Genomic DNA, 10,993 nt, shown 5'->3' on the forward strand with positions numbered 1-10,993 from the left:
TCCACCGGCGGCTAGCGGGGCGGGTCGTCCGACTAACGCAGCAGTTCCAATGCCACGCTCGCGGCAGAATAGGTGACATGGGCCGAGACAAAGATTGCCGATGCACTGTAGGCGTTGGCCCCCTCCTCTTCTCCTTGCGCCGGGCCCGGGGCCGCCTCTTCTACCTTTGCCATTGCGGGGTCCGTGGGCAGGTCGGACCCGAAATGCGCGGAGACGGCCGTCGCACTATAGGTCAGGCTGACAAAACTGGTCTCGAGGACCGCGCTCCCTTCTGCCCTGCGCGCGACCCGCGACGCCGCCTGCCCCTGGCGCAAGCATTCACCCTCGGCACAGGCTGCCTGCGCCAGGGCCTTGGCGCGATGCCCCACGGAGTTGGCGGATTGGCCCCGCTCCAAACTCTGCAAAAGTGCCTGGTGGCGATGAGGCTTTGCCGCCAATGGCCCGCTCCCGGTGATGTGACTGTCCATCTGAATCCCCGAATTATCTCCGTTCCTAGTACGCGGGGAGAAACGTGAATTCTTGGTCTACGAATGGCCGTAAACTGTCGGGGATTCGAAAGGGACTCCGGCACGGAAATTAACCAATGCTCAACGCTTCCGTGGGAATCATGTCAAAACCCGAAAGAAAGAGCCCGCGCGCGCCTGCGTCTTCTTCTCGCGCTCCGTTCTGCCCGCTTGCCGAGGCATTCGTGGCCTCGGTATAGTCGCACCTGACGAGCAGGGAGATGCAGCGCATGTCGGATCGGTCGACCTCTGGCGACGACGCGCTTTACAGCCGGATCGGGGTCGACGGACAGTCTCATGCCCTGATGCTGGAACAGGCCGCGCGCATCGCGCAGCTGGGCTATTTCGTCTTCAACGTGCGACAGTCCATCGTCGAGGTCTGCTCGGTCCGCCACGCGGCGATATTCGGGCAGACCCCGCAAGAATTCATCGCCTCCGTCAGCGGCCTGGAAGGCGAGATGGAGATGATCCACCCCGAGGATCGCAACCTGCTGCGCGAGGCCTATCAGCGCCTCCTGCAGGGTGAGACCATCGAGATGGAATACCGCTTTTTCCGCCCTGATCGCAGCCTTGGCTACATCCGCGAAATCGTCGCCCCCGAGGCTGGCGAGACCGGTGAGATCGTGCGCGGCCTGGGCAGCAGCCTGGATGTCACCGATGCCCGCCGCGCCGAGGAACGCCGCGCCCAGGCCAACCGGCTCGCCGCCCTGGGTGAATTGACCGCCGGTGTCGCGCATGACGTCAACAACATCCTGGCCGTGGTCATGGGCAACGCCGAACTGCTCCAGCAGGACGCCGAGAGCGCGCTGACCGACCAGCTGCTGACGGAAATCGTCACCGCCTCCAAACGCGGCGGCACCCTGACCCGCAGCCTGTTGAATTTTGCCCAAAAGGCCACGATCCGACCTGTCGCACTGGATCTGGGCGAAGAAACGGCGCGCGCCGTCGCCATGTTCGCAAGGACCTCCTTCAAAAAGCCGACCATTTTTGTCGATCGCACGCCAGGGGTCATTCCCATCTTTGCCGACCGCGACAACTTGCAATCGGTGATCCTGAACATCCTCATCAACGCATTGGACGCCATCCGCGAAGGCGGGACGATCCGGATCAGCAGTGAAACAGCAGCCGCCAGCCCGATGGTCGCAGTTGGCGAATACGCCTGCCTGTCGATCCGGGACGACGGCAAGGGCATCGCCGCCCAGCATCTGGCCCGCGTCACCGAACCCTTCTTCACGACCAAGCCGCGTTCCAAGGGGTCGGGCCTGGGTCTGTCGATGGCGGCCGGTTTCATGCGGCAGCTGGGCGGCGAAATCGCCATCGAGTCTGAGCCGGATGTCGGGACCTGCGTCCGCCTGTTCTTTCCGCTGCACAAGGGCAAATGCACGGTTGAGACCCCGGCGCCCACCGGCGAGCCTGCGCAATTCGACAAGCTGCATGTGCTGTTGCTGGAAGATGAGGCCTCGATCCGCAACGTGCTGCTGCGCAACCTGCGCAGCTGGGGGTTCTCCGTCACAGCCACAGCCTCTGCCGAGGAGGCCCTGATGGCCATTGATGGCGCCACGTTCGACCTTGCGCTGCTGGACAACCATGTCCCCGGCGCCTCCACCGGCGCCGAGATTGCCGCGCAGATAAAGGCCCGGCACCCGACGACACCGACGATCCTGCTGACGGGCCTCGCCAAGCCCGGCACAGGTGGTGAGGGGTCAGGGATCGACCTCGTCCTGGCAAAACCGGTGCCCGCCCCGGACCTGCGCGCGGCGATCACGACCTTGCTTGAGAAAGTCAGGCCCATGCCTCGACAGTCGGTCACCCCGGGGGGCTGACAACCTCCGCCCGTTCGGCGCTCGATCTCTCTGGTGGAGAGCTTGCAAGCTAGGCCGGACCGCGCCTCACTCCCACTTGTAGTTAAAGCTGACGGAGACCCGGTTTTCCTCGGCCATGTTCAGCGGCACCTCGTGGCGCAGCCAGCTTTCCCACAACAGAACCTCGCCCACCCCAGGCGCCACGTAGATGAAAGAGCGCAGCTCCTCGCGGCAGCCCTTTTTGCGCGTCGGGGCGGCCATCATCATCGCCAGCCGGGGGTCCTCCAGCTTCAGCGCCGAGGCGCCTTCGGGCATGGCCACATAGGTGGTCCCGGAAATCACCGAATGCGGATGGATATGGCTGGAATGCGTCCCACCCTCGGGCAGGATGTTGATCCAGATATCCTCGAGCACCAGGCTCTTGTCACCCAGATCGAATTCGAGATCCTCGGCAAAGGCCGCCACATGCTTGTCGAGAACCTTTACGAGATCGGCGAAGATCGGGAAGCGCCAGGGCAGATCCGTCAGCGAAGCATAGGAGGTGTAGCCGGGATACCCCTGCTGCTCGCACCAGTCCTGTCCCGCCTCGTCATCCTCGGCGATGGAATAGCACGAACCTTCCAGTTCATCGGTGTCGATGGCGCCATGCTCGGACAGCCGGGCCTGGTAGAGACGGGTGGCAAAAAGCGAACGGATCTGGGTCATGTCCGCGCTTTAGCCCAAGGTGACCACCGGGGGAAATGGAATCTCAACCTCTCGGCGGCATGGTCGCAGCCAAACGAGAAGTGAGAACAGAATGTTCCCGATCCGCTGCCTGATCCTGATGGCACTGCTGGCCCTTGGCAACGCCGCCGCCGCGCAAAGCGCGTCTCTTTTCCCGCATGGTGACAGTAGCGCGCGCGCGCCTCTCGTGGCCATGCGCAAACCCTCGCCCATGCCGCAGGCGCAAGGTGGCAGCCTGTTCGCCGGGGGCCAAAGACTCGGCTTCCTGGCCCCTCTGCCCAAGCCCGTCGATCAGCCGCGGGCCGACCGGGGCGACGCGCTGGCGGGCAATACCGCCGCCGCGAAATTGCTTAGCCTTATTGCCGAGGCGGAATCGGCCCATGGCGGCTACGATGCCGTGATCCACGGCGCTCGTGTCAAACCGCCCAAGCGTCCCACGGAAATGACGGTTCAGGAAATCCTGAACTGGATCAAGGCCACGCCAGGCCAGCCCCACGCCATCGGGCGCTATCAGTTCATTCCCGATACGCTGCGGCACCTGATCCGGGAACTTGGCGTTCATCCCGGCGCGCGCTTCTCCCCCGATCTGCAGGACCGTCTGGCGCATGAGCTTCTGGTCGATGCCGGCTTCCTGGCCTTCCAGCGCAAAGAGATCACGCGGCGCAGTTTCATGTACCGGCTGGCCAAGGTCTGGGCCGGGCTCCCCCTGCCCTCAGGCGAAAGCTATTACGAGGGTTACGCCGGCAACAAGGCGACGATGACCTGGGCGCGGTTCGACGGGGCGATGGCAAGGATTTTTGCGGGGTGACCGTTACGCTCCCATGACGAACTCGGTCTTGTTGGCCATCACATATCTCACGACCGTGTCGGCAAGCATGTTTGACCAGGACGATTCCGAAACAGGATCATCGGCGAACCGAAGGGTCTCATCGAGTCCACAAAATGCGTCCTCGAAATCACTCAGCACATCGCCATGACGCGATCTCGGCAATTCGCAGATTTCGTGCAGGAGATCATGGTCCACCGGGTCTTCCAGAGAAAATCGCGCCATGGATCGAGTCATTTCCGGAATGATCCGCCGGTATACCAGCGCCATCTCCGCCGGCGCGAACCGGTCCAGCACCTCGGGTATCTCAATGGCAAGAAAGGGGCTGTTGAAAAAGAACTGGTCTACCCCGCCATTCAGTATCTCCCCCTTCAGATTGGCCTCGGTGATTAACAAGGCCTGACCCCAGGACATAGTGCCTGAGTTTACGAACCTCATCATGTCCTTGTTGTCGAACCGTGGCATGCGACGGCCTGCGGTGTCGTGGAATTTGGCCAGCGGCGGCAGCAAGACGTCACCAAGAGTCTCTAACAACAAGTGAGGGCTTTGGCCTTCCACCAATGTGGGAAACCGCGTCGCGGGCGCCCGCCAAGGCATGATCGGATCGACACGTTTCACTAAGAACCTCAAGAATCTGAAATCTGGATCGCACTACGCAGGATAAACAAAAAAACCCCCGCCGCTGTCGCGCCGGGGGCCAAACTTTTTGGGACGGGTCACAGACCCTTCCCTTACCAGTCCTCGCGGACCACGACGCGGGTCTTGATCGGCAGCTTCATGGCGGCCAGACGCAGCGCCTCGCGGGCGATTTCCTCGTTCACGCCGTCGATCTCGAACATCACGCGACCGGGCTTGACCTTGCAGGTCCAGCGGTCGACCGAGCCCTTACCCTTACCCATACGAACTTCGATGGGCTTGGCGGTCACGGGGGTGTCCGGGAAGATACGGATCCAGACGCGGCCCTGACGCTTCATGTGACGCGTCATGGCACGACGGGCTGCCTCGATCTGGCGCGCGGTCACGCGCTCGGGCTCAAGAGCCTTGAGGCCGTAGCCGCCAAAGTTCAGATCGGAACCGCCCTTGGCCAGGCCCTTGATACGGCCCTTCTGAACCTTGCGGAATTTAGTACGCTTTGGCTGAAGCATGGTTACCTCCGATCATCCCGGCGGCCGCCACCGGCACCACGGGGGGCCGGACCGTCCTGGAGTTCCTGGTTCTTGCGGTCGCGGGCTTGCGGATCATGTTCCATGATCTCACCCTTGAAGATCCAGACCTTGATGCCGATGATGCCGTAAGGCGTGGTTGCCTCGACGTTGGCATAGTCGATGTCGGCGCGCAGCGTGTGCAGCGGCACGCGGCCTTCGCGGTACCATTCGGTCCGTGCGATTTCCGCGCCACCCAGACGGCCAGCCACGTTCACCCGGATACCCTGGGCGCCCATGCGCATGGCGTTCTGCACAGCCCGCTTCATCGCGCGGCGGAAGGAGACACGGCGCTCCAGCTGCTGGGCGATCGACTCGCCGACCAGCTGTGCGTCGAGCTCGGGCTTGCGGACCTCAACGATGTTGAGGTGCAGTTCCGAGTCGGTCATCGACGAGAGCTTCTTGCGCAGCACCTCGATGTCCGCGCCCTTCTTGCCGATGATGACACCGGGGCGCGCGGTATGCACCGTGACGCGGCACTTCTTGTGCGGACGCTCGATGATAACGCGGCTGATGCCAGCCTGCTTCGGCGGGTTGCGGTACTCGTTGAAGATGAACTCGCGGATCTTGAGATCCTCGAGAAGCAGATCACCATAGTCCTTGGTGTCGGCGTACCAGCGGCTGTCCCAGGTGCGGTTCACCTGCAGGCGCATGCCGATCGGATTGGTCTTGTTACCCATTAGGCTTGCTCCTCAACCTGGCGCACCTTGATGGTGAGTTCCGAGAACGGCTTGTTGATCCGGCCAAAACGACCGCGGGCCCGGGGGCGTCCGCGCTTCATGACCAGGTTCTTGCCCACGTAAGCCTCGGCAACGACGAGTTCGTCGACGTCCAGACCGTGGTTGTTCTCGGCGTTGGCGATGGCCGACTGCAGGCACTTTCTCACGTCAACGGCGATCCGCTTTTTCGAGAAGGTCAGGTCCGTGAGGGCCTTGTCCACCTTCTTGCCGCGGATCAACTGTGCGACGAGGTTGAGTTTCTGCGGGCTGGTGCGCAGCATGCGCAGCTTTGCCATCGCTTCGTTGTCCGCCACGCGGCGGGGATTCTTATCCTTGCCCATGGCTTACTTCCTCTTCGCTTTCTTGTCGGCTGCGTGACCGTAGTAGGTACGGGTCGGTGCATATTCGCCGAACTTCTGGCCGATCATGTCCTCGGACACGTTGACCGGGATATGCTTCTGGCCGTTGTAGACGCCAAACGTCAGACCCACGAACTGGGGCAGGATCGTCGAGCGGCGCGACCAGATCTTGATGACTTCGTTGCGGCCCGATTCACGCGACTTCTCTGCCTTCTTGAGGACATAGGAATCGACGAACGGACCTTTCCAGACGGAACGCGACATGGATTACCGCCCCTTCTTCTTGGCGTGGCGCGAGCGGATGATCAGCTTCTGCGACGCCTTGTTGGTGTTGCGGGTGCGCTTGCCCTTGGTCGGCTTGCCCCAGGGCGTCACCGGGTGACGACCACCCGAGGTCCGGCCTTCACCACCGCCGTGCGGGTGGTCGATCGGGTTCATGACGACACCGCGGACGGAGGGACGCTTGCCCATGTGGCGGACGCGACCGGCCTTGCCGAGGTTCTGGTTCGAGTTGTCGGGGTTCGAGACCGCGCCAACCGTGGCCAGGCATTCCTGGCGGACCAGGCGCAGCTCGCCCGAGCTGAGGCGGATCTGGGCATAGCCACCGTCACGGCCGACGAACTGGGCATAGGTGCCCGCGGCGCGTGCGATCTGGCCACCCTTGCCGGGCTTCAGCTCGATGTTGTGGACGATGGTACCGATCGGCATGCCGCTGAAGGGCATGCAGTTGCCGGGCTTGATGTCCGCTTTGGTCGAGGAAACGACCTTGTCGCCCACGCCCAGGCGCTGGGGGGCGAGGATGTAGGCCTGTTCGCCGTCGTCATACTGGACGAGCGCGATGAAGGCGGTACGGTTGGGGTCATATTCGATGCGCACCACGATGCCGTTGACATCGAATTTGTTGCGCTTGAAATCGACGATCCGGTAGAGGCGTTTTGCGCCACCGCCGCGGCGGCGAGCGGTAATCCGTCCGGTGTTGTTCCGGCCACCCTTCTTCGTCAGACCTTCGGTGAGGGCCTTGACGGGGCGTCCTTTGTACAGCTCCGAACGGTCGATCAGCACCAGCCCGCGCTGGCCCGGCGTCGTCGGCTTGTACGACTTGAGTGCCATGCTTTCTGTCTTCCGTTAGCTAGCGCCCCGGAAAGGGTCCGGGGCTATGTGAAAGGCCCCTCGACATACGTCCGCAGGTGCCCGGTGGTATAGGCCCCCGAAGGTGCCCGAATCTGTGTCTCCGCAGACAATAGCAAAGCCCCGGACGAATCCGGGGCTGCTGCGGATGGGGTCGTTTAGTCGATGTAAACTTGGGCGTCAATCCACCTGCTGTTCGACACCCCATTTTCCCGCCTACCCCGTACTAGTCCCCATCAGTTTTTCCTACGCTTGCATTGGTAGGTCAGATCTGTGCGTTCAATCGTCCAGACCACAACATCCCTGGACACGAACTTCGGATATGCCGGAAACACGCCTCGGACAGCGCCTTCTGACATGGACTTGCCGGCATTGGGGACCCAAGCGGTTCGGCCATCCAACTTGTCCTCAACCCGTTTCACACGCATATTGTTTGCATAGACCTTTCCCTTGCGAACTCGGACTCGGGCGTCAAAACTTGCCTTGCTCAGCAAAGTAGATCGCCTTTCACTTCCCGGGATGAAGAGCGTACCAACGCCACTTACTCTTTTTCCGTTGAAAGTCCTGGTATCGGAATAGACAGAAACAACTTGTCCCTGTCTTTTCGTCTCCATTTTGCAATCCCAGGTGCCGATCAAAAGCTCTTCAATCGTTTGGGCTGACGAAATCCTCGGCGAAAGCAAAAAAGCGGCCAAAAACAACGAAAAAAAACGTGACAAACTCGCCTCCTCAACATGAATCAGATATTTGGTCTTCTTTGGTGAAAATTGCGCAGCAGCCTCACCAACCTTCGAAAGTGTCTCATTTCCCCGAAGCGGGGTCGACCACGAATACGCTCCCTAAAAATATCTTCCCGCCAAACAGAAAAGGCCCCCGCATCACTGCGAGGGCCTTTCCATTTTCCGTAGGGCGGGGTTCACCCCGCCGACGCACTCAAAGACCGGTGTTCACGTCGATCGTGTTGCCCTCTTCGAGGGTGACATAGGCCTTCTTGACGTCCTTGCGGCGGCCCATCTGGCCGCGGAAACGCTTTTGCTTGCCCTTGGTGATGGTCGTGTTGACCGCCTTCACCTTGACACCGAACAGCGCCTCGACCGCTTCCTTGATCTGCGGTTTGGCCGCGTCGATCGCCACTTCGAAGACCACCGCGCCGTTCTCGGACGCCATGGTGGATTTCTCGGTGATGATCGGCTTGCGGATCACGTCGTAATGTTCTGCCTTCGCGCTCATTTCAGACGAGCCTCCAGTGCTTCGACACCCGCCTTGGTCAGAACCAGCGTGTCACGCTTGAGGATGTCATAGACGTTTGCGCCCTGGCTCGGCAGCACATCGAGACCTTCGATGTTGGCCGCTGCGCGGACGAAGTTTTCGCTGACCTCGGCGCCGTCGATGATCAGCGCGCGCTTCCAGCCCAGGTTCGCGACCTGCTTGGCAAGGGTCTTGCTCTTGCCGTCGCAGTCCGCTGCCTCGATCACCACCAGCGACCCGTCCTTCACCTTGGACGAGAGCGCGTGCATCAGGCCCAGCTTGCGGACCTTCTTGGGCAGCTCATGGCCGTGCGAACGCGGGGTCGGACCCTTGTAGATGCCACCCTTGCGGAAGATCGGCGCGTTGCGGGAGCCGTGGCGTGCGCCGCCGGTGCCCTTCTGGCGATAGATCTTCTTCTTGGAGTAGGACACTTCCGAGCGGGTCTTGACCTTGTGCGTACCGGCCTGCGCCTTGTTGCGCTGCCAGCGGACGACGCGGTGGAGAATGTCGGCGCGCGGCTCCAGCCCGAACAGGGCCTCGTCCAGCTCGACTTCGCCCGCGGCACCGCCGTCGAGATTGATCACGTCGAGTTTCATTCGTCGCCTTCCTTCTTCTCGGCTTCGATTTCAGCCTCGGCGGCCTTCAGCGCTTCGGCTTCGGCGGCGGCCTGCTCTTCGGCAAGACGCTTGGCTTCGGCTTCGGCCTCTGCGGCTGCGGCTTCTGCGGCTTCCTCGGCGGCTTTCATCGCTTCCCGCTTGGCGCTCATCAGCGCGGCGGGGAGAATGACGTTCTCCGGGGTCGGCTTCTTGACAGCGTCCTTGACGGTCACCCAGGATCCCTTGGGGCCGGGAACGGCACCCTTGATCATGATGATGCCACGGTCGCTGTCGGTGCGGACGACCTGCAGGTTCTGCGTGGTCACGCGGACAGAGCCCATGTGGCCGGCCATCTTCTTGCCCTTGAACACCTTGCCGGGGTTCTGACACTGGCCTGTCGAGCCGTGCGAACGGTGCGAGATCGACACACCGTGCGTGGCGCGCAGACCGCCGAAGTTGTGGCGCTTCATGCCACCGGCAAAACCTTTACCGATGGTGATGCCGCTGACGTCCACGAACTGACCTTCGAAGTAGTGGTCGGCGATGATTTCCTCACCCACTTCGATCAGGTTCTCGGGGTCGACGCGGAATTCCACGACTTTCCGCTTGGGTTCGACCTTGGCAACGGCGAAATGGCCGCGCATCGCCTGGCTGACGCGCTTGACCTTTGCGGTACCGGCGCCCAGCTGGACAGCGGTATAGCCGTGCTGGTCATTTGTGCGCTGCGCGACAACCTGAAGGGTGTCGAGTTGCAGCACGGTGACGGGGATCTGCTTGCCGTCTTCCATGAAGAGACGGGTCATGCCGATCTTCTTTGCGATCACTCCAGAGCGCATGTTCATCGGCCTCCCTTATACCTTGATTTCGACGTCAACGCCGGCGGCGAGGTCGAGCTTCATCAGGGCGTCCACGGTCTGCGGGGTCGGATCGACGATGTCCAGCAGGCGCTTGTGCGTGCGGATCTCGAACTGGTCGCGCGACTTCTTGTTGACGTGCGGACCACGCAGAACGGTATATTTCTCGATCTTGTTCGGCAGCGGGATGGGACCGCGGACCGTTGCGCCGGTGCGCTTGGCGGTGTTGACGATTTCCTGGGTGCTGGCGTCCAGCACGCGGTAATCGAACGCCTTGAGCCGGATACGGATGTTCTGGTTCATTGAACAGCCTTGTTCACGATGTTGGGGTTGAGAGGAGGATCTGCGACCACCGCAAACCTTCGTCGAACCCGGAAGTGTCAGGGCGCCCCGGTCAGGGCGCCCTTCCTTGATTGTCAGCCGAGTGGCGCGGCGCGCCTTACTCGATGATCTTCGACACGACGCCCGAACCCACGGTGCGGCCGCCTTCACGGATGGCGAAGCGCAGGCCGTCTTCCATCGCGATCGGCGCGATCAGCTCGACGTTGAACTTCAGGTTGTCGCCCGGCATCACCATCTCGGTGCCCTCGGGCAGCGTCACGGTGCCGGTCACGTCGGTGGTCCGGAAGTAGAACTGCGGACGGTAGTTCTTGAAGAACGGCGTGTGACGGCCGCCTTCTTCCTTGGTCAGGATGTAGACCTCACACTCGAATTTGGTGTGCGGGTTCACCGACTTCGGCTTGCACAGAACCTGGCCGCGCTCGACGCCGTCACGGTCGATGCCGCGCAGCAGCACGCCGACGTTGTCGCCTGCTTCACCACGATCCAGCAGCTTGCGGAACATCTCGACGCCGGTGCAGGTCGTCTTCTTGGTGTCCTTGATGCCGACGATTTCCAGTTCGTCGCCGACGTTCACCACGCCACGCTCGACACGACCGGTCACAACCGTACCGCGACCGGAGATCGAGAACACGTCCTCGATCGGCATCAGGAAGGGCTGGTCGACGGCACGTTCCGGCTGCGGGATGTACTC

The 10,993-nt window shown here is 62.0% G+C and carries 16 protein-coding genes; 2 read left to right on the plus strand and 14 right to left on the minus strand.

Going from position 1 to position 10,993, the window contains the following annotated elements; genetic code table 11:
• Nucleotides 1–32 precede the first annotated feature (32 nt).
• The gene (locus KZZ07_RS22635) at nt 33–467 is read right to left on the minus strand and encodes a hypothetical protein (protein WP_219517640.1); all 435 of its coding nucleotides are present in this window, start codon (nt 465–467) and stop codon (nt 33–35) included.
• 266 nt (nt 468–733) lie between these two features.
• Between KZZ07_RS22635 and KZZ07_RS22640 the strand changes: the two genes are divergently transcribed.
• On the plus strand, nt 734–2,326 hold the full coding sequence (locus KZZ07_RS22640; RefSeq protein ID WP_219517643.1) for a hybrid sensor histidine kinase/response regulator: 1,593 nt from the start codon (nt 734–736) through the stop codon (nt 2,324–2,326).
• Between the two features lie 66 nt (nt 2,327–2,392).
• On the opposite strand, the gene KZZ07_RS22645 is transcribed toward KZZ07_RS22640, so the two are convergent.
• Entirely contained in the window at nt 2,393–3,010 is a 618-nt protein-coding gene (locus KZZ07_RS22645; protein WP_219517645.1) for a 2OG-Fe(II) oxygenase family protein, read from the minus strand.
• Between the two features lie 91 nt (nt 3,011–3,101).
• Here KZZ07_RS22645 and KZZ07_RS22650 point away from each other — a divergent pair, with 91 nt between their 5' ends.
• Nucleotides 3,102–3,836, plus strand: a complete 735-nt coding sequence (locus KZZ07_RS22650) for a lysozyme family protein (RefSeq protein ID WP_255564530.1) — start codon at nt 3,102–3,104, stop codon at nt 3,834–3,836.
• Nucleotides 3,837–3,839: 3 nt separating this feature from the next.
• On the opposite strand, the gene KZZ07_RS22655 is transcribed toward KZZ07_RS22650, so the two are convergent.
• From KZZ07_RS22655 to KZZ07_RS22710, 12 genes are all read right to left on the minus strand, one after another.
• On the minus strand, nt 3,840–4,472 hold the full coding sequence (locus KZZ07_RS22655; protein WP_219517647.1) for a DMP19 family protein: 633 nt from the start codon (nt 4,470–4,472) through the stop codon (nt 3,840–3,842).
• 113 nt (nt 4,473–4,585) lie between these two features.
• Nucleotides 4,586–4,999 carry a 50S ribosomal protein L16 gene (gene rplP / locus KZZ07_RS22660; protein WP_219517657.1) on the minus strand — a complete coding sequence of 138 codons (414 nt, stop codon included), beginning with the start codon at nt 4,997–4,999 and terminating at the stop codon, nt 4,586–4,588.
• Between the two features lie 2 nt (nt 5,000–5,001).
• On the minus strand, nt 5,002–5,736 hold the full coding sequence (gene rpsC / locus KZZ07_RS22665) for a 30S ribosomal protein S3 (protein ID WP_219517659.1): 735 nt from the start codon (nt 5,734–5,736) through the stop codon (nt 5,002–5,004).
• The gene (gene rplV / locus KZZ07_RS22670; RefSeq protein WP_219517669.1) at nt 5,736–6,116 is read right to left on the minus strand and encodes a 50S ribosomal protein L22; all 381 of its coding nucleotides are present in this window, start codon (nt 6,114–6,116) and stop codon (nt 5,736–5,738) included. The genes rpsC and rplV overlap by 1 nt, the downstream gene beginning before the upstream one ends.
• A 3-nt stretch (nt 6,117–6,119) precedes the next feature.
• Nucleotides 6,120–6,398 carry a 30S ribosomal protein S19 gene (gene rpsS, locus KZZ07_RS22675; RefSeq protein WP_068315468.1) on the minus strand — a complete coding sequence of 93 codons (279 nt, stop codon included), beginning with the start codon at nt 6,396–6,398 and terminating at the stop codon, nt 6,120–6,122.
• Nucleotides 6,399–6,401: 3 nt separating this feature from the next.
• The gene (gene rplB / locus KZZ07_RS22680) at nt 6,402–7,244 is read right to left on the minus strand and encodes a 50S ribosomal protein L2 (RefSeq protein ID WP_219517671.1); all 843 of its coding nucleotides are present in this window, start codon (nt 7,242–7,244) and stop codon (nt 6,402–6,404) included.
• 254 nt (nt 7,245–7,498) lie between these two features.
• The gene (locus KZZ07_RS22685; RefSeq protein WP_219517673.1) at nt 7,499–7,981 is read right to left on the minus strand and encodes a hypothetical protein; all 483 of its coding nucleotides are present in this window, start codon (nt 7,979–7,981) and stop codon (nt 7,499–7,501) included.
• A 214-nt stretch (nt 7,982–8,195) separates the two neighbouring features.
• Nucleotides 8,196–8,492, minus strand: coding sequence for a 50S ribosomal protein L23 (locus KZZ07_RS22690; RefSeq protein ID WP_219517674.1), 297 nt, complete (start codon nt 8,490–8,492; stop codon nt 8,196–8,198).
• Nucleotides 8,489–9,106 (minus strand): 50S ribosomal protein L4, encoded by a 618-nt coding sequence (rplD, locus tag KZZ07_RS22695; RefSeq protein ID WP_219517676.1) that lies wholly within the window; start codon nt 9,104–9,106, stop codon nt 8,489–8,491. Before rplD ends, KZZ07_RS22690 begins: the two co-directional genes overlap by 4 nt.
• Nucleotides 9,103–9,942, minus strand: coding sequence for a 50S ribosomal protein L3 (rplC, locus tag KZZ07_RS22700; RefSeq protein ID WP_219517678.1), 840 nt, complete (start codon nt 9,940–9,942; stop codon nt 9,103–9,105). Before rplC ends, rplD begins: the two co-directional genes overlap by 4 nt.
• A gap of 15 nt (nt 9,943–9,957) precedes the next feature.
• Nucleotides 9,958–10,263, minus strand: coding sequence for a 30S ribosomal protein S10 (gene rpsJ / locus KZZ07_RS22705; protein ID WP_023849092.1), 306 nt, complete (start codon nt 10,261–10,263; stop codon nt 9,958–9,960).
• A gap of 136 nt (nt 10,264–10,399) precedes the next feature.
• Nucleotides 10,400–10,993, minus strand: a 594-nt coding sequence (locus tag KZZ07_RS22710) for an EF-Tu C-terminal domain-related protein (protein WP_255564532.1), incomplete at its 5' end; no start/stop codon positions are given.

Origin of the sequence: Mameliella sp. CS4 (assembly GCF_019392335.1) — a bacterium.
Lineage (GTDB): Bacteria > Pseudomonadota > Alphaproteobacteria > Rhodobacterales > Rhodobacteraceae > Antarctobacter.

Coding starts and splice junctions, on each gene's coding strand:
- KZZ07_RS22635 (WP_219517640.1), bottom strand. CDS start 467: ATGGACAGTCACATCACCGGGAGCGGGCCATTGGCGGCAAAGCCTCAT.
- KZZ07_RS22640 (WP_219517643.1), top strand. CDS start 734: ATGTCGGATCGGTCGACCTCTGGCGACGACGCGCTTTACAGCCGGATC.
- KZZ07_RS22645 (WP_219517645.1), bottom strand. CDS start 3,010: ATGACCCAGATCCGTTCGCTTTTTGCCACCCGTCTCTACCAGGCCCGG.
- KZZ07_RS22650 (WP_255564530.1), top strand. CDS start 3,102: ATGTTCCCGATCCGCTGCCTGATCCTGATGGCACTGCTGGCCCTTGGC.
- rplP (WP_219517657.1), bottom strand. CDS start 4,999: ATGCTTCAGCCAAAGCGTACTAAATTCCGCAAGGTTCAGAAGGGCCGT.
- rpsC (WP_219517659.1), bottom strand. CDS start 5,736: ATGGGTAACAAGACCAATCCGATCGGCATGCGCCTGCAGGTGAACCGC.
- rplV (WP_219517669.1), bottom strand. CDS start 6,116: ATGGGCAAGGATAAGAATCCCCGCCGCGTGGCGGACAACGAAGCGATG.
- rpsS (WP_068315468.1), bottom strand. CDS start 6,398: ATGTCGCGTTCCGTCTGGAAAGGTCCGTTCGTCGATTCCTATGTCCTC.
- rplB (WP_219517671.1), bottom strand. CDS start 7,244: ATGGCACTCAAGTCGTACAAGCCGACGACGCCGGGCCAGCGCGGGCTG.
- KZZ07_RS22690 (WP_219517674.1), bottom strand. CDS start 8,492: ATGAGCGCGAAGGCAGAACATTACGACGTGATCCGCAAGCCGATCATC.
- rplD (WP_219517676.1), bottom strand. CDS start 9,106: ATGAAACTCGACGTGATCAATCTCGACGGCGGTGCCGCGGGCGAAGTC.
- rplC (WP_219517678.1), bottom strand. CDS start 9,942: ATGCGCTCTGGAGTGATCGCAAAGAAGATCGGCATGACCCGTCTCTTC.
- rpsJ (WP_023849092.1), bottom strand. CDS start 10,263: ATGAACCAGAACATCCGTATCCGGCTCAAGGCGTTCGATTACCGCGTG.